Source organism: Agreia sp. VKM Ac-1783, assembly GCF_900177765.1.
Classification (GTDB): domain Bacteria; phylum Actinomycetota; class Actinomycetes; order Actinomycetales; family Microbacteriaceae; genus Agreia.
In genome coordinates this window covers 589,369-608,094 of the sequence record NZ_FXWI01000003.1, presented here as the reverse complement: position 1 = coordinate 608,094, position 18,726 = coordinate 589,369, and the positions used below count along the sequence as shown (strand labels likewise).

23 protein-coding genes and 1 tRNA gene are annotated in these 18,726 nt (G+C 65.9%); 14 read left to right on the top strand and 10 right to left on the bottom strand.

Annotated elements, in window-relative coordinates; translation table 11 throughout:
• Positions 1–2 precede the first annotated feature (2 nt).
• The 3 genes from CCK87_RS12545 to CCK87_RS12535 are packed head-to-tail and all read left to right on the top strand — an operon-like array spanning position 3 to position 2,723.
• Positions 3–791 (top strand): hypothetical protein, encoded by a 789-nt coding sequence (locus CCK87_RS12545; RefSeq protein WP_086461733.1) that lies wholly within the window; start codon positions 3–5, stop codon positions 789–791.
• 40 nt (positions 792–831) lie between these two features.
• On the top strand, positions 832–1,809 hold the full coding sequence (locus tag CCK87_RS12540) for a Gfo/Idh/MocA family oxidoreductase (RefSeq protein WP_086461732.1): 978 nt from the start codon (positions 832–834) through the stop codon (positions 1,807–1,809).
• Positions 1,806–2,723, top strand: a complete 918-nt coding sequence (locus CCK87_RS12535; protein ID WP_086461731.1) for an SMP-30/gluconolactonase/LRE family protein — start codon at positions 1,806–1,808, stop codon at positions 2,721–2,723. The genes CCK87_RS12540 and CCK87_RS12535 overlap by 4 nt, the downstream gene beginning before the upstream one ends.
• A gap of 3 nt (positions 2,724–2,726) precedes the next feature.
• Here the strand turns inward: CCK87_RS12535 and CCK87_RS12530 are convergent, their stop codons facing one another.
• Positions 2,727–3,239 (bottom strand): hypothetical protein, encoded by a 513-nt coding sequence (locus tag CCK87_RS12530; protein WP_086461730.1) that lies wholly within the window; start codon positions 3,237–3,239, stop codon positions 2,727–2,729.
• A 69-nt stretch (positions 3,240–3,308) separates the two neighbouring features.
• Between CCK87_RS12530 and CCK87_RS12525 the strand changes: the two genes are divergently transcribed.
• Together CCK87_RS12525 and CCK87_RS12520 are read left to right on the top strand one after the other, a co-directional pair.
• Complete coding sequence (locus CCK87_RS12525) at positions 3,309–4,226, top strand: DUF6578 domain-containing protein (protein ID WP_086461729.1); 918 nt, start codon at positions 3,309–3,311, stop codon at positions 4,224–4,226.
• A gap of 74 nt (positions 4,227–4,300) precedes the next feature.
• Positions 4,301–4,543, top strand: a complete 243-nt coding sequence (locus CCK87_RS12520; protein ID WP_249273877.1) for a hypothetical protein — start codon at positions 4,301–4,303, stop codon at positions 4,541–4,543.
• 31 nt (positions 4,544–4,574) lie between these two features.
• Here CCK87_RS12520 and CCK87_RS12515 read toward each other — a convergent pair whose 3' ends face one another.
• Positions 4,575–5,027 carry a GNAT family N-acetyltransferase gene (locus tag CCK87_RS12515; RefSeq protein ID WP_086461727.1) on the bottom strand — a complete coding sequence of 151 codons (453 nt, stop codon included), beginning with the start codon at positions 5,025–5,027 and terminating at the stop codon, positions 4,575–4,577.
• Positions 5,028–5,072: 45 nt separating this feature from the next.
• On the opposite strand from CCK87_RS12515, the gene CCK87_RS12510 reads away from it, so the two are divergent.
• Genes CCK87_RS12510 through CCK87_RS12500 form a run of 3 tightly spaced genes read left to right on the top strand, consistent with a single transcriptional unit; the run spans position 5,073 to position 6,403 of the window.
• Positions 5,073–5,462 carry a tautomerase family protein gene (locus tag CCK87_RS12510; RefSeq protein WP_086461726.1) on the top strand — a complete coding sequence of 130 codons (390 nt, stop codon included), beginning with the start codon at positions 5,073–5,075 and terminating at the stop codon, positions 5,460–5,462.
• Entirely contained in the window at positions 5,463–6,053 is a 591-nt protein-coding gene (locus CCK87_RS12505) for a YdcF family protein (RefSeq protein WP_170927272.1), read from the top strand.
• Positions 6,054–6,055: 2 nt separating this feature from the next.
• Positions 6,056–6,403 carry a hypothetical protein gene (locus CCK87_RS12500; protein ID WP_086461725.1) on the top strand — a complete coding sequence of 116 codons (348 nt, stop codon included), beginning with the start codon at positions 6,056–6,058 and terminating at the stop codon, positions 6,401–6,403.
• A gap of 2 nt (positions 6,404–6,405) precedes the next feature.
• Here the strand turns inward: CCK87_RS12500 and CCK87_RS12495 are convergent, their stop codons facing one another.
• Together CCK87_RS12495 and CCK87_RS12490 are read right to left on the bottom strand one after the other, a co-directional pair.
• The gene (locus tag CCK87_RS12495) at positions 6,406–6,837 is read right to left on the bottom strand and encodes a GNAT family N-acetyltransferase (RefSeq protein ID WP_086461724.1); all 432 of its coding nucleotides are present in this window, start codon (positions 6,835–6,837) and stop codon (positions 6,406–6,408) included.
• Between the two features lie 116 nt (positions 6,838–6,953).
• Positions 6,954–7,826 carry a hypothetical protein gene (locus CCK87_RS12490; RefSeq protein ID WP_086461723.1) on the bottom strand — a complete coding sequence of 291 codons (873 nt, stop codon included), beginning with the start codon at positions 7,824–7,826 and terminating at the stop codon, positions 6,954–6,956.
• Between the two features lie 276 nt (positions 7,827–8,102).
• On the opposite strand from CCK87_RS12490, the gene CCK87_RS12485 reads away from it, so the two are divergent.
• Positions 8,103–8,495, top strand: a complete 393-nt coding sequence (locus tag CCK87_RS12485; protein ID WP_086461722.1) for a hypothetical protein — start codon at positions 8,103–8,105, stop codon at positions 8,493–8,495.
• Positions 8,496–8,515: 20 nt separating this feature from the next.
• Here CCK87_RS12485 and CCK87_RS12480 read toward each other — a convergent pair whose 3' ends face one another.
• The 5 genes from CCK87_RS12480 to CCK87_RS12460 all read right to left on the bottom strand — a co-directional run bounded on the left by CCK87_RS12480 (position 8,516) and on the right by CCK87_RS12460 (position 12,928).
• The gene (locus tag CCK87_RS12480; RefSeq protein ID WP_086461721.1) at positions 8,516–9,322 is read right to left on the bottom strand and encodes a nitroreductase family protein; all 807 of its coding nucleotides are present in this window, start codon (positions 9,320–9,322) and stop codon (positions 8,516–8,518) included.
• Between the two features lie 5 nt (positions 9,323–9,327).
• The gene (locus tag CCK87_RS12475; RefSeq protein WP_249273876.1) at positions 9,328–9,690 is read right to left on the bottom strand and encodes a hypothetical protein; all 363 of its coding nucleotides are present in this window, start codon (positions 9,688–9,690) and stop codon (positions 9,328–9,330) included.
• Between the two features lie 87 nt (positions 9,691–9,777).
• A complete protein-coding gene (locus tag CCK87_RS12470) occupies positions 9,778–10,767 on the bottom strand; it encodes an alpha/beta hydrolase (protein WP_086461720.1) in 990 nt (329 codons plus the stop codon).
• Entirely contained in the window at positions 10,760–12,229 is a 1,470-nt protein-coding gene (locus tag CCK87_RS12465) for an MFS transporter (protein ID WP_086461719.1), read from the bottom strand. The genes CCK87_RS12470 and CCK87_RS12465 overlap by 8 nt, the downstream gene beginning before the upstream one ends.
• A gap of 318 nt (positions 12,230–12,547) precedes the next feature.
• The gene (locus tag CCK87_RS12460) at positions 12,548–12,928 is read right to left on the bottom strand and encodes a nuclear transport factor 2 family protein (RefSeq protein ID WP_086461718.1); all 381 of its coding nucleotides are present in this window, start codon (positions 12,926–12,928) and stop codon (positions 12,548–12,550) included.
• Between the two features lie 149 nt (positions 12,929–13,077).
• Here CCK87_RS12460 and CCK87_RS12455 point away from each other — a divergent pair, with 149 nt between their 5' ends.
• On the top strand, positions 13,078–13,533 hold the full coding sequence (locus tag CCK87_RS12455) for a putative immunity protein (RefSeq protein ID WP_086461717.1): 456 nt from the start codon (positions 13,078–13,080) through the stop codon (positions 13,531–13,533).
• A 143-nt stretch (positions 13,534–13,676) separates the two neighbouring features.
• On the opposite strand, the gene CCK87_RS12450 is transcribed toward CCK87_RS12455, so the two are convergent.
• A tRNA-Ser gene (locus CCK87_RS12450) sits at positions 13,677–13,766 on the bottom strand.
• A gap of 191 nt (positions 13,767–13,957) precedes the next feature.
• Between CCK87_RS12450 and CCK87_RS12445 the strand changes: the two genes are divergently transcribed.
• The 4 genes from CCK87_RS12445 (at position 13,958) to radA (ending at position 18,644) form a co-directional block, all read left to right on the top strand.
• Complete coding sequence (locus CCK87_RS12445; protein WP_085484744.1) at positions 13,958–14,737, top strand: hypothetical protein; 780 nt, start codon at positions 13,958–13,960, stop codon at positions 14,735–14,737.
• A gap of 173 nt (positions 14,738–14,910) precedes the next feature.
• Complete coding sequence (locus CCK87_RS12440) at positions 14,911–16,449, top strand: tyrosine-protein phosphatase (protein ID WP_086461716.1); 1,539 nt, start codon at positions 14,911–14,913, stop codon at positions 16,447–16,449.
• Entirely contained in the window at positions 16,450–17,112 is a 663-nt protein-coding gene (locus CCK87_RS12435; protein ID WP_086461715.1) for a class F sortase, read from the top strand.
• A gap of 59 nt (positions 17,113–17,171) precedes the next feature.
• A complete protein-coding gene (gene radA / locus CCK87_RS12430; RefSeq protein WP_086461714.1) occupies positions 17,172–18,644 on the top strand; it encodes a DNA repair protein RadA in 1,473 nt (490 codons plus the stop codon).
• The last annotated feature ends 82 nt before the right edge of the window (positions 18,645–18,726 follow it).

Sequence of the window (18,726 nt, the reverse complement as noted above, 5' to 3'; positions counted from 1 at the left end):
CCATGGCATTCGACGTAGACAAATACACGGCCACTTCGGTCAGCGTGAACTGGGACGACCTCGATCTCGAGCGTTTCCGCGAGCACCCCCTGCCCGAGGGCTCTTTGCGCACCCTGCGCTATATGGCCGACGTGGAATATCACACCGTCTGCTACACCCGCGACCTGCTCACCACGCCCTCGCACAAAGAGGCCGAGATGGGCGCGTTCATGACGATGTGGAATCGCGAGGAGTTCTGGCACGGCGAGGCCTTGGCCACCGTTCTGGGAATCCACGGAATCAGCGTCGACTTCGACGAGCTCAAGGCCAAGCGCCTCAAACTCGGCTGGCGCGACAAGCTCGACCCCATCAAGCAGTCCGTGATCGGCAAGGTCGTCGGCGCAGACTTCGTCGCCGTGCACATGGCATGGGGCGCTGCCAACGAGTGGTCGGCGATCACCGCCTACAACCGCATGGCCGCGCTCGAAGAAGACCCCGTGCTCGCCGAGCTGCTGAAGCGCATCGCGAAGCAAGAGGCACGGCACGTGGCGTTCTACACGTCGCAGGCGCGCGAGCGTCTGGCGAAGAGCACGAAGGCGCAGAAGTTCGCCCGGTTCGCCCTGAGCAACTTCTGGGCTCCCGTCGGCTCCAGCATCATGGAGAAGAACGAGGTCAAACACGTGATGGGTCACCTCATGGGTGGCGTCGAAGGCCGCAAGGCCGCCCGCAAGATCGACACCGCAATCAGCGGCCTCCCCGGTCTCGAGGGCCTCACCATCGTCGACGACTCGCTCAACGCGCTGGGCGTCTAGCCGCTCGCCCGTCGGGCTTTGAGCATGGCACTCTGGTTGCATGCTCAGAATCGGAATCCTCGGCGCAGCCGGGATCGCCCCCAACGCCATCATCACTCCGGCCCGTCGGCGCGACGACGTCGAGATCGCGGCCGTCGCATCCAGAAGCGCGTCCTCCGCGAGCGCCTACGCCGCGACGCAATCGATCCCCCGCTCGTACGGTGGCTACGAGCAGCTGCTCGCCGACCCCGACATCGACCTCGTCTACAACGCGCTGCCTCCGTCTGAGCACGCGCGCTGGTCGATCGCCGCACTCGAGGCCGGCAAGAACGTTCTGTGCGAGAAGCCCTTTGCGATGTCGGCCGACGAGGCTCGACTGATGACCACTGCCGCCAGCGACACCGGCCTGCGCCTCATCGAGGCCTTTCACGATCGGTATCACCCGCTGAGCGCAGAGATCGACCGCGTCGTCGCATCCGGGCGTCTCGGCGAGATCGTGTCCGCACACGCCGACTTCACCGCATCCATACCTTTCGACCCCGCGTCGATCAGGCACGACCCGGCCGTGGGCGGCGGGTCGCTGATGGATCTGGGCTGCTACCCCGTGCACTGGCTGCGGGCGCTGATGGCCGACGAGCCCGAGGTTCTGGATGCGACGGCCACGGTCAATGCGCTCGGCGCCGATCTCAGCATGGACGCCTCGCTGCGCTTCGCCTCGGGAGCGACGGCGCGCATGACCTGCAGCATGGTCGACGGTGCAGAGCTCAACTCCTCGCTCGATGTAGTCGGCACGCTGGCTACGTTGCATGTCGACAACCTGGTGTTTCCGTCAAAGGGTCACTACGTCAGCGAGACGCGCGACGGCATCGCCCGCAATTGGACCGTCGCCGGGCTCGAGACATACGACCACCAGCTCGCTGCCATTGTCGACGGCCTCGCAACCGGCGAGAAGCTGCTCACCGAGGGCGAGGACTCGGTCGCGCAGATGCAGGCCATCGACTCGATCTACGCCGCCGCAGGATTCGAGCGCGGCCGATGATTACAGCCCAGCCCGCCGGTACGCCGAGTTATGTGTTGAGCGAGGGTCCTGTCTGGCACGCCGCGAGCGAGACCCTTGTATGGATCGACATCGAAGCCGGGCTCGTGCTGCGCGGCGAGCTCGACGAGCGCGGGCACATCAGTGTGATCAACCGCACCGAGCTGGGCGAGTACGTGGGCTGCGCCATCCCGCTCGACGACGGCCGCATGCTGGTGGCCCTGACCCGCTGCCTGGCGATCGTGCACACCGACGGCTCAGTGGCACGCAGTGCCGAGCTGATTCCAGAACACCAGAGGTTGAACGACGGCTCGATCGACCCGCAGGGCAGGCTCGTCGTGGGATCACTCACGCTCTCGGGTGACGCGAACGACAACGTGCTGCTTCGCCTCGAGAGCTCCGGCGAACTCACGGTGCTCGACGGTGGTCTCGGCCTCAGCAACGGCCTCGGATGGTCGCCCGATGGCACGGTCTTCTACTCCACCGACACCGACGCGGGCACCATCTACCGCCGAAGTTACGGCGCAGAACTCGTGGGTGAGCGCGAGCCGTTCATCGTGTTCGACGAGGGTGTTTACCCGGACGGACTCACAATCGACGCGTCGGGCCGGCTGTGGGTCGCCATCTGGGGCGGCCACGGCGTTCGAGTCTTCGACGACCGAGGCGACGAACTCGCAGATCTCGGGGCACGCATCCCGCCCCCGCACTCGTCGAGCGTCGCGTTCGCCGGGCCCGCGCTCGACCGCCTCATCATCACGAGCGCATCGCGCGACCTCGACGATGCAGAGCGGATGCGCTGGCCCGAAGCGGGCGGGCTGTTCAGCGCGCCCTCCGATGCGCGAGGCCTGCCGGCCACCCCGTGGCTCGAGGCGCCTCTACCCGGTGCGGGACCCGACCTCGGCGCCATCCAGCGCTGAGGGTCAATCGAGCGTGAGCACGCTCACCCGGTCGGCCAGATAGCGGTCGAGATGCGAGACGCCTCGACCGGGGCTCGATCGATCCCAATGCACCACGACGATTCCGTCGCGCACCTCCAGGGGGCCGGATCCGGCAATGAGGCTCTCGTCGTCGAGGGCGAGCGGAGCATAGCGGTGGTTCACGACCTCCCCCTCGGGAAACTTTCCACGCGCGGCGGCCCTGCGGTCATCGCGCCGCGCCTCGGCTTCGGCCGACCGGTTGGTCACCGCGCGGAGCGGCTCGATGGCCCGCGTCACATCGCCGGTCTCGTAGACGCCTCCCTCGCGGTCAACCAGCAGCACGCCGAGCCGCCATGCCCGGCCCGCGGGAACGATCATCGGCGCGGTCTTGAACACCGAGAAGCCACGCGGCTCGCGCATGACGCCCAGGGCCTCGTCATGCACGTTCTGGGCCTCGAGCGACTCGACGGCGCGCCGCACCAGGCGCCGCACCTGCTCGGAGGGGATCTCATCCATGCCAGCAGACTACGACGATTCTCTCGCTTCAGCGGCTGGCTCCGCGCGCAAGCTCTCTAGGCTGGGCACATGCACATCGAGGTCGTGGTTTCAGGGTGGGAACAGCACTGCTGCGGCAAGGCGTTCAGGCGGGGCGAGACGACGACGGTCTCGATCGTCGCGCTCGATCCAGGCCAGACCGCACCGGATGCCCCGGCCCGGTTTCTCGAGGAACATCACGGCCAGACGCCCGCCGATGTGCCGCAGTGGGAGGTGACGGGCACGGTCGCCCAGATCACCGGCGTGAGCTACGAACGGCGCCGCACACCGGGCCCGCATCCTGTCTTCGAAAGAGGAGACGCGATCGCGTCGTCAGCTGAGCTCGACGCGGTCGATGCTCGCGACACCGGTGGATTCGGAGATCTTCATCTTCTTATCGACCTCGACGACGATACGGCGCTGCCTGCGTACGTTGTGAGCGACGAGAGTCGTGCCGCCGCGGAGCGCGCGGCGCGCGACAAGGAGCGCGCGGCGCAGCAGAGAGCCGATGCTCTGGGTCGTCTGCTCGACACGATCGCCGACGACGCGGTGGCCGCCTACTCGTCTGTTGCGACGATCGAGCAATCAGACGATGGCGCAGCCGTGACGATAGAACCGCTCTCTGCGGGCGCAGCAGGCATCTCGTGGGCACGGTCGACCTCTGCCGACTCCGACCTCATCTCGGTGAAGGTGGGCGAAGGCCGATTCTCCCTCGATGCCGACGTGGAGCACGCCGTCGAGCTGCGCGAGATGCTCGCGGCCGCGGCGGCGGGCCGGGTTCACGAAAAGGTGCGCCGTGGAGAGGAATCGACCGAGTTCGAGACGGTCGTCGAATCGGCCGACGGTCGAACATGGACGGCCTCGACGACGTACGCGCCTCTTCGAATGGGCAACGGGGTCGTCATGATGCCGGGCGTGATCGGCTCACGAATTCGGGCCGGCGATCACGGCTACGACGCATGGGCCTGACACCCCGAACTCTCCCGATCCGCGATATACTTAGGGCACTAATCATTGCAGCACTCAGCACCTGAGGAACCCCGTTGACCAGGCAAGCCCGCACGCCCAACCCCATGAACCCGTTCGACGGCAAGCCGGGGTTCATCAACAACCTCAACCGCATCGTCTACACGTTCACCGGGCCAGCGCAGGTGGGCATCGGTCGCAAGGAAGAGCCGTACGTTCCGCCGGCAGACCCGCACTGCCCGCTCTGCGGAATGTCGATGGCGCTGCACACCATTGACCGCTCGGGCGAGCGCACGCAGCTGCACTGCCCCGAGCACTGATCTCGTCCATAGATGCGCGCTGCGCGCGTTTCTAGAGCGACTTCTCCATGCAGTAACTCGTGGGATCGCCGATGTACGGCCCGAAGGCGGGAATGGCGCGATACCCCGACCTCTCGTACAAGGCGATCGCCGCGGTCTGGGGCAGCCCCGTCTCGAGCCGGATGAGAGTGATGCCCCGATTGCGCGCGTGCTCTTCGACCGCGCCGATCAGCGCCCTGCCCACGCCGAGCCCGCGCGCTGACGCCGTGACGAACATCCGCTTCAGCTCGGCCGAACCGTCGTGCCTGTCGACGATCGCCGCCGTGCCGAGCGCCTCACCGTCTTCTCTCGCGACGTAGAACCCGACGTCTGCCTTCTCGAGGTCGTCGATGTCGAGCCGGTGATAGTTCTCGGCCGGGTACAGCGCCAAGGCGAAGTCGTCGGCCTGCTGCAGAAGCGTGAGCACGTCATCGCGGCGCGGAGATTCGAGAGAGACCACGGGCATCTCTTCAGTCTACGAAGCAGAAATGGTCGCAATAGGCTGTTCTGCATGGCACAGGTCACCATCTACGCGCGCCGGCAGTGCATCGAGGCGCGTCGCGCCGCCATCTCCGACGCGATCCACGGAGCGGTCATGGAAGCCCTCGCGTACCCGGCAGAGAAGCGGTTCCACCGGTTCATCGCGCTCGATGCGGAGGACTTCATCTACCCCGACGATCGCGGCGAGAACTACACGATCATAGAGATCTCGATGTTCGACGGACGCACCGAATCGGCGAAACGCGCTCTCATTGAGGAACTCTTCGCGCGCCTCGACGCCGAGGCCGGCATCCCTCCTCACAGCGTCGAGATCACCATCACCGAGACTCCGCGCGTGAACTGGGGCATCCGAGGCGTCAACGGCGCAGACCTTGCGCTGGGCTACAAGGTCGACGTCTGAATGAGGGCCCTGGCCGTCGTTCCGGCCGTCGCGACCGCGGGCATCGTGGCTTGGGCCGAATGGATGCATTGGGTCGCGAGCAAACGCAGGCTCGGCAATCGTGATTCTGGGCCGGGCAGACAGGCCATCGTGGCGCTCGGGTGCCGGAATCGAGGCATGCGGGCCAACTATCTCAACCGCTACCGCGTACGCGTGGCCCTTCGATCAATCGATCCCTACGCGACCGAGACGGTGCTGATCTTCTGCGGCGGTGGCGTGGGCAGCGATGTGCCGGAAGCAGATCTCTTGCTCGAGTACGCTCGCGCTCGCCACGGATACGACGGCGCTTACTTTCTCGATCGCCTCAGCCGCACCACGTGGGAGAACATCGCGAACGTCGTCGACCTTCTGGAGGAGTTCGACACGGTGAAGATCGCGTCGAACAGCATGCACGCCGAGAAAGCACGCGCCTATCTCTGGAAGCAGCGACCCGATCTCGCTGATCGACTCGTCGCTGCGCGCGACTACCGATTCGGCGAGATCGCCATGGTGAAGCCGGTCGCTGCGATTCGCGGCATCCGGAGCCTGCGACGTACGAGAGCTACCCTCTAACCATGGAAAGCGACTGGATCGAACATCGTCGATCAGACGATCGTGAGCTCGTGGGCTGGATGAAGCCCGTCGGCGACGGCTTCGTCGCCATCGATCTGCTCGGACGCCGCCGCACGGAACCAGTGGACTGGATGGTGGCCGAGGAGACACTCGATGAACTCGGACTGGCCTATCTCGCCGACCCGCACGAGTTTCGACTCGACGATGGATCGTGGCTTCGCGTTCGGATCGCCGAGGTGTCTCCCTCCGCCATCCGGGTCAAGAAAGACGACTGGGGCGACATGACCGCAACGCAGGTCTACTACTCACTGCCTTTTCCCATCACCGAAGATCAGCTGCGCCCGCTCTGACCTCAGCCGGGAAGCAAAGGCCCGAGGATCATCAACTTCTCGGGGTCAGGGAACGCGACGAAGCCGACCTGTTCGTACAGCCCGTGAGCATCGAGCGTCGACAGCATGACCCTCTTGAGGTTCATCGGCACGAGAGCATCCACAACCGCACCCGCCAGCAATCGTCCGATGCCGAGACCACGACGGCCAGGGTCTACGTAGACGTCACACAGCCAAGCGAACGTCGCACTGTCCGTCACCACTCGCGCGTAGGCGCAGAGCGAGCCGCGAGAATCGAAGACTCCGAAGTTCATCGAGCCCTCCGCCGCCGCGTGCACGGTCTGTCGACTGCGTCCTAGCGCCCAGAACGCATCCCTCGACAGCCAGTGATGCACCGTGTCGAGGTCGATCCGTGCGAGATCCGTAGTGACGGTGAATTCCTCTGCAGCGCTCATCAAAAAAGTCTACGCAGCTCGAGCTGACGGACCCATCCGGTGATGGCCGTGCGCATGGTCTCGCGCAGGCGGAGCAGTTGCGCTCCCCAACGTCCAGCCCGTGCCGGTCGGCCTTCTCAGTCGACGAGGCAGATCGTATCGAACCGCACGTCGGGCGCGGGGCGGCTCCACGAGTCATAGCCCAACCATTCGGCCTCTGCCCGGTACTGCTCGTCGGAGCTGACGTCTTCGTCCTTTGTAGCGGTGACGCCGTGGCTCGCCCAGTAGGCGATAACACCCGCCATGTCGTGCGTCGCCGTCGGCAGGTCTGTGGAGCCCTCTGGCACGAGCAGTTGACCGTTGGCATCGACCTGCGACCCAGCGTCGTATTGATACGACCACATGATGCCGGGGTTGCTGTTGTCGAGAACACACTCATCGCTGACCACGCGAAAATCCGCGTCGGAGTCCTTCGCATCCACGGTCGGGTCTCCGCCCAGAAGCCGAACTGTCTCGTCGCCCAGCTCGAGAACTTCGCTGCGCGGGTCGCCGCCAGTGCGCTCGAAGAAGGTCTCGGCTGCGGTCGGTGGCTGCGCCTTCTCATTGAGTTCCGTCACAAGGTTTGCGACCTGGGAGCCGACCACAACGGTGTTCGTCGGAACCGCGATGACGAGCACCACGACCGCCCCGAGCACGGCGGCGATCGAGTGTCGCGGATTTCGCTTGTGAACGCGCGCCTGCAGGATGAGTACGACGATGGGCGACAGGATCGCGATCGCCGCAGCGATCGAGACCCAGACAACCACTCCGCCGTCACTCAGTCTCTTTTCAAATGGCCCGAAATCCCGCTGCAGGAACGACGAGAGTTGGATCAACCAACTCGCCACGAGCAGCGCGAACAGGAGCGCGACGATGCCCAGTCCCGCCGCCCGACCCGTTGTCGGGCCGTCCGGCTCCGTGCGATCCGATCCGCGCTGCGGCTCGACACCCGGGGTCAGCCCCTCGCTCACGCGTGCCCCTCCTCGATCTATCAGGCGGCCTCGTCCTCACGAAACGCCTCGAAACAAAACCCTATGATCCTCCCACGGAGCACGGGGCCCGCTCACGCAGTCATGCCGGTGCCGCGCACCGCGATCTCTTGCATCCCGGCGTCACGCTTCGTGACCGCGAGCCTTTCTATATCGGCGCACCCTGGCCTTGGCAAGGCCTTCGACCTCCGCAGTAGCACTCGGCCTAACGTGGATCTCGTTGAACCGGCGGCGCGTCGAATGGCTACGGAGGTACACATGGCGAAGGCATACGCACTCATGCTCGGGATTGTCATCGGGAGCCATGCGCTCCTCGGATGGTTCATCGAGGGATCCCTTATGCTCGGACTCTTCAACGTCGACCTCGTCAACGACGTCATCTACACGGTCTCTGCTGCAGCCCTGCTTCTTGTCGGGGCCACGCCGGCGCCCGTCAAAGCGATCAAGGCAGTGCTCGTGCTCGTCGGACTCGTATTCGTGTTGCTCGGCATCGGCAGCATGCTCGACGAGAACCTCGGCGGGGTGCTCCCGTCCGGCACCACGATCCTCGACCACCTGCTGCTTCTGGGCACCGGCGCGGGGGCATTGCTGCTCGGCCTCTCACCCTGGGCACGAAAGCCTCTCGTGACGAGCGGCACCGCCCTCAACTGAGAGAGTCCCGACGAGCGTCATCAGACCGAGGGAAGAACGTCGTCCCACCCCTCCTGGGGCGTGGCGCACGTGCCTCGAAACACGTATTGCGAGGGCAGCTTGCGCTGGTGACTCGACCAGTCGATCGCGGGCCGTCGTTGCTCCGGGGGCAGATACCCCAGCCGATACACCGCCATGCGCTCGAGCTCATCCGGCACCTCGAGCAGTCGTTCGATGCGATGCCAGTTCTCGGGCACCTCCATCGGAAAGGAGATGAACTGGATGCCCATGCCGAGTTCCACGGTCGTGAGCCAGACGTTCTCCATCGCGGCTCCCAGGCTGAACGTCGGGTAGAACGACGACAGTTCGCCGGGACGGTTCTCTGCCCGAGTGAGCATCACCCCGAGCAAGAGCGGCGAACCGGCCACCAACTTCTCGTTCTCGGCGCCGAGGGTCGAAGGGACCCGCAGCGCGTTCATCAGCTTCTGTCCGCGTGAGGTGTAGACCTGGCTGGTGAAGGGCCGCAGAGGCGCCGGCAGCTTATCGAACAGCATTCCATCGCGGCGCCTCTCCATCTCTGCGGCACTGAAGCGGAAGTACGGCTTGTACCGCTCGAAGAATGCGCCGTTCGCCATGATCTTCTTCATGCTCTCGCCGCTGATCCGGGCAATGCTTCGGATCGTCTCGGGCTCTTCGATCAGCACGAAGCGCCACGGCTGACTGTTGAGTTGCGACGGAGCCCTGCCCGCCACCTCCATCAGCAGCCGCTGGTGTTCCTCGCTGACAGGATCGGGCAACATGTGCCCGTTGGTCGTGCGGCGGCGGCGAATGGCGTCAAGCAGGTGCACGCTGGCTACTTTCGAGAGTGGATGAAGGCTGCGACGAAGAACGGGGCCGCAGCCAGAGCGACAAGCGGATGGCGCGGCATCCGTGGGCCGAGATACGCGAGGGCGGCAAGCGGACCCGCGGCGGGAAGCAACAGCCATCCGGAGCGGCTGGAGCTCCAGAGCAGTGAGCTTGCAGCCAGTCCGCCGAGACCGAGGGTGACGAGATACGCCACGTGATGCGCCCAGCGCGCTCCGCGCAGATCGACGAGGCCGGAGGCGACTCCGACACCCAACGCGCAGCTGGCGACGTATCCCGTTCCGGCCGCTGCAAACGCCGCACGAACGACTTGGATCCGCGGCGGTACCCTCACCAGCCTGCGTTCGCCCACCCCAACACGTTAGAAGGATGCCACCGGGAGAGATTTGCGGGTTGACTCGGCCACCGCGAGGTGCAGACACCGCGACGGTTGACTTGCTCATCCGCTCCCTAGCGCGCCTGCGCCGAGAAGCCGCCTGATCCAGTCGGCCAGCGCTGCTGTGGCGGTCACCGAGATCCTGGCGGTGGGCATCATGCTCGTGAAGCCGTGAAAAGCACCCGGCCAGACGTGCAGCTCCGCATCGCCACCGGCGGCCCACAAGCCGCTGGCGTAGGCGACCGTCTCGTCGCGGAAGACCTCGGCGCTTCCGCAGTCGATGTAGGTGCGCGGAAGCCCGGAGAGGTCGGTCGCTCGTGCCGGTGCAGCGTAGACGGACACGTCTTCGCCGGCTCGGCGGGAGCCGAGGTAGGCGTCCCAGCCGAAGCGGGTCATCTGCCGATCCGCGACCCCGACGCCATCGATCTGTCTCGTCGACGCGGTGGAGTCGCGGTCATCGAGCATAGGCGACACCAGGATCTGCGCGAGGATCGACGGTCCACTCCGGTCGCGAGCGAGCAGGGCCGTGCCCGCGGCGAGTCCAGCGCCGGCGCTCTGCCCGGCGATGACGATGCGGGTCGGGTCGATATCGAGTTGCTCCGCGTGGGCGTGCACCCAGACGAGTCCGGCGTAGCAGTCCTCGACCGGATACGGGTCGGGGTATTCGGGGGCGAGGCGATAGTCGACGCTGATGAGTACGACGTCATGGTCGTTCAGCAGCCAGTCGTCGTACGAATCGAGGTTTCCGAGGTAGTGACCGAACATCATGCCGCCGCCGTGGATCGAGTACACCGCGCTCGTGGCTCCGGCGCGGCCGATCCGCTGGATCACGGCAAGCGTGATCGGATCCCCGAGGTGGCCGGGCACCGTGATCGTGCGCCGCTCGTACCCGCGCAACCGCAGCCGCTCGTCGAGTGCTTCTTCGGTCGTGTCGAGGCCTCGCATGTGCGGCAGCATCTCGGTGGTCAGGGTGAAGGGGCCGCGTGCCTCGAGGGCGGTGAGGAACGTGGAGAGTTCCGGATCGAACGGAGGGCGGGGCATGAGGTCAGACATAGGAAGGCTCCTGATTGGTGGGCTGGGCGGGGGTGCGGCGCGAACGGTGGATGCCGATGCAGACGAGCGCTGCGGCGATAGCGGTGATGGTCAGGCCCGCGATGAGGATCGCCTCCTGGAATGACGCGAGCTGATCCGAGGTGAAAGTGATCGTCGTGATGCTGCCACCGACGAGAGCGGCGAGAATCGTGCCTGTCGCGGCGATCCCGACCGCCGTCGCGATCTCGCTGGCCGTGTCGACAAGGGCCGCCCCAATGGAGGTGCGATTCTCGGGCAGACCACGAAGCACGTTATTACCGGCGACGACGCCAACCACCCGCATCCCAGCGGCGACAAGCACAAGAGCGGTCAGGACCCAGGGGTAGCCGAATCTGCCGAGCAGAGCGAACACGGCGAGCCCGGCGATCACGGCGGCGGCGCTCATCCAGGCCGCTCGATCGAGACCCACTCGATTCACGAACGGGCCGACGAAGCGGCCACTCGCGAGAAGCACCACGACCTGAGGGAGTGTGCCGACTGCGGCGAGGGCCGGCGGCCACCCCCACGCGAACTGCAACTGCAACGTGACCATGTACGACAGGCCGGCCATCGCGAGGCCGGCCGCCGCCTTGTAGGCCAGACCGCTGGCAACCAGTGGCTGTGCGACGAGACGGAGATCCAGCAGCGGGTGCCGCGCGGTGCGCTCCCTGAGCACGAAGCCGACCGCGCCAGCCGCCGTGGCCGCTGCTGCGCCCCAGGCAAGGGCGACGTTGGTGCCGGCGACGAACAGCGTCGGCGTGAGGAGGACTCCGATCACGGTCGCCGTACCGAGGACGGCGCCAATCAGGTCGATGGGGTCGCGGTGGAGGTCGGTTCGTTGATCTGCGGCGATCCCACTTCGGATACCCAGAAAGGCGATCGCCGCGATGGGAGCGTTGGCGATGATCAGCACCTGCCACGGCGCCACGGCGAGCACGAATCCGCCGATTGTGGGCCCGGCAGCGAGGCCGACCAGCCCGGCTGTAGAGATGACGGTCAGTGCACGCACGCGCAGATCGTCTCTGTCGAACAGGCGAAATGCCAGCGCCATCGATCCGGGCGTTGTCATCGCCGCGGCGATCCCCATCAGCGCCCGCACGGCAATCAGCTGCTCCACCGAGGTGACGAACACGGTCAGGATGCTCACGGCTGCCAGCAGCGTCAGGCCGACGAGCATGACCCGGCGCCGACCGACACGGTCTGCGACCGCACCGAACAGCAGCATCAGGCCACCGAACACGACCGAGTACGCCCCGGAGACCCATTGCAGCGCCGCGGTCGACGTCGTGAGCTCGCGACCGATGGTCGGAAGTGCGATGTTCAAAACGGAGTTGTCGAGCATCTCGAACAGAAACACCGCCGAGAGGCCGGCCAACGCAATCCATGCGTCGCGGAGACGGGGCGGTGGCGCTTCTGTGGCCGGAGAGGTGGTGGGTTCGTACATGGGCGCACTCCTTCGATGAAGAAGTGGCGACTCCCACGAGACGCTTGTGCGTTTCCGCCGGCCAGAGCCTGACGGGATTTTTCCCTCTGCGAAGAGGGTACCGCACCGGTGGCCCGTCCTGTCCGCCTATGAGTGGGTCAGATGAGTTCTATTCGCGAGCGAGTGGCGCGATCGCAAACGAGAAAACTCCTGACTCCCTTGTAAGTACAGGAAGGCAGGGAGTTTGATCGTGGCGGTACCGGTGGGTGTGTCCGCTATTCCGTCCTCGCGTCGTCTGCACATCTGGGTGACGCTTCCTCCCGTGTGAACGCCCCGGCCCTATGCGGACGGTTCGGCGCTGCCCGCCACTACTTGCCAACGACCCTCGATGATCGACCAAAAGCGGCGGTACATCATGCGAACCTCGATGCGGTGGCCTCCATCGAATACGACGATGTCCACGAGCGACGACGTCCGGCCATGACCATCATGTTCCAGAGTGGACCGATGAAGCTCCGACAGCTTGTCGAATCGTGTTGCACCCGAGGCATGAGCATCGAGATCGGCTGAACGGCCTATCACTGATTCGCCCGGCAGTTCGAAGGCCAGGCCCTCGTATAGCAACTCGCGAAGCTGGCTGACGTCGCCACCGCGCATGGCTTGGTGAAGAGCATCCTGGGCTTCGTCGATGGAGCGCCCTTGATCGTCCCGTGTCGTCATGTGACAAGGCTAGTGTGCGGTTTCCGCAGACCCTGATTGACCCGAAATCGATCGTTAGTGGGTCACTCGTATTACGTACGCTCACGCCTTTTCGATACAACCCGCGTTCGGCTGATCTTGCTGCAGCCGATCCCTGAGACGATCGAGGGGTGAGCAAGGAAACGAAACCGAAGTGGTCCAATCCTGAGCCGCCGGTCCCTCACGCGATCGCACTGTGGGCGGCGAGCTGCGCAGAGCGTGCCCTGCACATCTTCGAGAAACAGCGACCAGATGACGACCGCCCGCGCGCGGCGATTGCAGCAGTACGCGCGTGGCAGCGCGGCGAACTTCCTATGACGGCATGTCGCACCGCTGCCTTCACAGCTCACGCGGCCGCTCGCGATGCGACCAAAGCATGGGCAACGGCGGCCGCCGCCGCCGCTCGTGCAGCCGGCCAGGCGTGTGCAGTGGCCCATATGTTCGATCACTCGCCGCACGCTGCGACCTACGCCGCGAAAGCCGTTGGTCTCGACAGCGGCGACAAGGATCGAGAAACGGAGCGGGCCTGGCAGTGGGAGAACCTAGCCCCCGAGCTGCGCCCTTTCGGCTTCCCCAAAGGCTTCTAGCAACGACCTTGACGCAGTCTCGGTAGCCCTCGATAACGCAAAGCGACATTCAGATGTGTCCACTTCGCGTCCGAACGACTCACTTGGCAATGAGAAAACCCCCTGACTCCCTTATAAACAAAGGGAAGCAGGGGGTTTGATCGTGGCGGTACCGGTGGGATTTGAACCCACGGTGCTCTTTCAAGCACACAACTTTTCGAGAGTTGCACCTTCGGCCGCTCGGACACGGTACCGGGGACGAGTGTAATGCAGACCGCGGGTTCGCGCGAATCGACAGCGCCCAGAAATCGAACGCCACGAACGCGCGGATGCCGCCCTGAGAAGCCACCCGGGGCCGAAATCCGGCGCATCCAAAGTGTTAGCCTTGCCTTAGTTGGGCGCGACAAAACCCGCGTGCCCTCACTTCCGAAAGGGTCCTGGTTCTATGAGCTATATCCGCTCCGCAGCATTCGAAGAGACCGGCTACGTGGTTCTCGACCGCTACGACCAGGCGGCTGACCCTCAGGAGTGGCTCGACCTCGAATACGTCGACTGGAAATCGTCTGGAGTGACGCGCTTCGCCCCTCTCGCCTCGGCCTTCGGCGAGATGGAGTGCAACGGATTCTGGAACCACACGCCTCCGCGCACCGACAAAGACGGCGTCTGGGTTCAGGCCAATGTCGACCGCGCCCCCATCCTCAAGGCCCGCGCCGAAGAGCCCGGAGCCAACATCGGCCGCTGCCGCGTGATCGAGCTGCAGCCCAACAGCTACGCGAACGCGCTCTACAACCTGCACCAAGACGACAACAACCGCCTCAACCCCGATGGCACCGGCTGGATCGTTCGCGGCTTCTTCAACCTCTCCGACGACGCCGAGTCGTTCATGATCCTGCGCGAGAACCGCTTCGACCCCGACACCGAGGTGCGCATCGCGTTGCCCGCGGGTGCGCAGCTGATCGTCGACACGCAGCGCTTCTGGCACGCCGTCTGGCACAAGGGCCCCGAGCCGCGCTACTGCCTCATCACTTCGTGGACCTCCGGCCCCGAGCTCGACGCCTACATCGAGAAGTACCACGGCAACCCGCACAACGTGAACGCTCCGCTCGACGCGAAGATCATCGAAGAGGGGCAGGCCGAAGTGCGTCAGCGTCTCGCCGAGCGCGCCGCCGCTCTCGCCGCCAAGGGACGCCACGACGACGGGTTCGGCGAAGACCCCGAGGCCTGATCTCCTGGTAAATCACTGAGCCGACAGGGGCTGGGCGCTTTCCCAGCCGCTCGTCGCTCTCCGTTCACCGGATGTTTGCTGCCGCAGCATCGCGCGTGCTTAGCGTTCTCGACGTCCCGCCGACCGTCTAAACACCGCAGGCACACCCTCCCGAACCCGAACGGGGATCTTTCGTGAACACCCATGCCCGACGCCTCTCGCTTCCCCTCCGTCTGACGACGATCGCGCTGTGCGCCACCGCCGCCGTCGGCTTCTCCGCAACCAGCGCGAGTGCAGCCACGCCCGCGCAACCCGCGCTGACCGCTCAAGACCACACCATCACCGACGTACCGGGCCTCGTCAACGGACGCGAACTCAATGCGGTCACGGGTCTGAACGGCCAGACCCTGAATGCGCCCCGCCTCATCCGCTCCGAGTCGCTCGACAAGATCTCGACCGCCGGTGCGCAGACGCTCGCGAGCGAGTACAAGGTCGACCTCGTCATCGACCTTCGAACGCCCGGCCAGGTCGCCGCGAAACCGGATGTTCCCATCCCGGGCGCGCAGAGCGTCAACATCTCGATGTTCGGCGCCAACGGCGACTACAGCGACGACACAGCGATGTATCACGACCTCGTCGACAAGGGCTACGTCGACGCGGCAACACCCGGACCCATGATCAGCGCCTACGGCCAGATCCTGCACCTCCTCGCCACCCACACAGGCGGTACAGTCCTGATCCACTGCTCGCACGGTATGGATCGCACCGGAACCGTCGTCGACATGCTCGACCACATCCTCGGCGTCTCCGAATCAGACATCCTGCACGACTATCTGCTCTCGAACACGCAGCTCGGTGTGAACTGGGCCACCCCAGATCTGCTGCAGGGCACCTTCGAACGCGACGTCGCCACCAAGTACTCCGGCATGGATTCATACCTGTCGAAGACCATCGGCGTCACGTCCCAAGACATGGCAGCCCTTCGCAGCCGGTTCCTCATCTCCAACGACGCGAGCGCCTCGGCGATCACCATCGGCGGGGTCTCTGTGCCGCTCGATTCCGCAGCGACCGACGCCGGAGCATCCATCACGCTCGCGATCCCGAGCCTCGCGCCCGCCGACGTGCAGGTCGTCACCGGCAACGCGGATGCGACGTCGACAGTGACCGTGTCAGGCCAGAAAGTCGACGTCACGGTAACAGCTCCGGACCGCGTGACGACCAAGCACTACGGCATGACGGTCGCGAAGCCGGTCATCGCCATAGCGCAGAGCGACTCTCTTACCGCCGGCGCGTCGGTGACCCTGACCGGCAGCGGATTCACGCCGGGTTCGGTCTACCAGATCGTCGTCCACTCCACTCCGACCGTCATCGGCCAGGCGACCGCAGGTTCCGACGGCACGATCACAGCGAGCGCGGTTCTTCCGGTCGACCTCGAGGCGGGCGCGCACACCGTGTTCCTCGCCGACAGCAGCGGGAACGCGGTCAGCGACCCGCTGGCCGTGACCGTGGTCGCCGCCGCAACCACAACCGGCACCGCCGCAACCACAACCGGCACCGCCGCATCCGCGACCGGCACCGACGCATCCCTCGCCGGCCCGTCGGTCGCCACGGGCGGAACGCGTGTCGAACAGCCCTCTGCCTGGCCTGCGGTCGCACTCGGAGCGCTCGGCCTCGCCCTCCTCGGGGCGGTCGTCGTTCTCTACCGTCGAACCCGCAGCACCCTGGAACGGTAGATGACGCCGCGGCACTCGCCGCGATCGACATCGCGCTGGCGGCGACTGAACATTGTCGCCGCCAGCGCCGTCGTCGTCGCATCGGGCATGATCATCGTTTCGGCTGTCTTTCTCGCGCCGCGCGCGCATTCGGTCGACGCCGACTCTCACCCGACCGATCTCGCGGGCAACACGGTGCAGCTCGACGGAGCGACGCCGAATCCGAGCGCGTCGGCCACGCCCTCGGGCACGGGACGCTTCCAGGCGCCATCCGTCGGCCTCGATGTGCCCCTCGGCTCGCTCGACGTCGTCGACAACGAGCTCGAACCGCCCGGCTTCACCTCGGCCTACTGGGTGCGAAACCTGGGTGTGTCACCGACAGACAGCGCGAACGGCACCGTCTTCGTGGTCATGCACTCGCTCAGGAACGGGGGCGAGGGGCCGGGCAACGCGTTGATCGACGTCGATGACGGCAAGGCCCGCATCGCGTCGGGAGCCTCGATCGTCGTCGACGACGTCGAGTACCACGTGGTGAGCAGCGAGACCGTGGATAAGAGTCAGATCTCTGGTGACCAGTCGGTCTGGGCCGATGCCCCGGGCCGCCTCGTGGTGATCACCTGCCTGCAACGACCAGACGGCGCTCCCTCCACCGACAACATGGTCATCGAGGCGACGCGGGGCTGACGCCTACCACTCTCCACAGGCGGTGATCGGATGTCGTCGGTCGCGTCTATCGTGGATGCATGGCCTCGCGAACACCCACCGCTTACCGCTGCACGGAGTGCGGCTGGCAGAGCGTCAAGTGGGTCGGGCGCTGCGGCGAATGCCAGGCATGGGGCACCGTGGTGTCGAGCGCCGAGAACGAGGGCATCGCCCGCACGGTGAAGGCGGCGAAGCTCAGCGAGACGCGCATCGCGCAGCCCATCACAGAGATCTCCACCGAGGCGGCCAGCCACTGGGCCACGGGCATCGACGAATTCGACCGTGTTCTCGGGGGCGGGCTTGTCCCTGGTGCCACCATCCTGCTGTCGGGCGAACCGGGCGTGGGCAAGTCCACCCTGCTCCTCGAAGTCGCGGCGAAGGCGGCCGAAGAGCATCTGCGCGTTCTCTACGTGAGCGCCGAAGAATCGGTCAGTCAGGTCAAGCTGCGCGCCGAGCGCACCCACTCCCTCTCCCCCACGCTGATGCTCGCCGCCGAGACCGATCTCTCCACCGTGCTGGGCCAGATCGATGCCGTGCAACCGCATCTGGTCATCGTCGACTCGGTTCAGACCGTTGCGAGCAACTCCATCGACAGCGCGGCCGGCAGCCCCACTCAGGTGCGTGAGGTCGCATCCGCTCTCATCAGGGTCGCCAAAGAACGCTCGCTTCCCGTCATCCTCGTCGGCCACGTCACGAAAGACGGCTCCATCGCCGGCCCCCGCGTTCTCGAGCACCTCGTCGACGTCGTCTGCCAGTTCGAGGGCGACCGCCACACCAGCCTTCGCTTCGTGCGCGCCCTCAAGAATCGCTACGGCCCCACCGACGAGGTCGGCTGCTTCGAGATGACCGCCGAGGGCATCGCCGAGGTGCCCGACCCCAGCGGCCTGTTCCTCAGCCGCAGCGGCGAGGCCGTCAGCGGCACCTGTGTCACGGTCGCTCTCGACGGCCGGCGTGCCATGCCCGTCGAGATCCAGGCCCTCGTCGTCAAGACGACTGCTCCCAACCCGCGCCGGGTCACCAACGGAGTCGACGGCTCCCGGGTCGCCATGCTTCTCGCCGTGCTCGAGCGCCGCCTCAACATCCCACTCGGCGACCGCGACGTCTACGTCTCCACGGTCGGGGGCGTTCGCCTCGTCGACCCCTCTGCCGACCTGGCCATCGCCCTCGCCATCGCCTCGGCCAACAGCGATCTCTCCCTGCCGCACACCTTCGCGGCGTTCGGCGAGATCAGCCTCGCGGGCGAGGTGCGTCCCGTCGCATCCTCCAGCCTGCGGGTCACCGAAGCGAGGCGACTCGGCTTCACCGACATCCTCGGCCCCGACGAGACGCAGATCCGTCGCGCGTTCCGAGTCGCGTTCGACAAGCAGCCTGCCGCCGGGTCTCGGGTGAGCCCGGCGCATCCGTCGACGGGGTCGTTCCCGGTGCAGTCGCGAACGCCACCGACGAAACCCACGACGAAGAAGTCGCCGACGACACCTCTGCGGCTCGTCGACCGCGACCACGACCGCGACTAGCTCACCCGCGCTGGTCGACTAGCGCTCGCGACGAAGGAGCAGCGCGTATCGAGACCCCCGAGTGATCTCGATACGCTGGCTC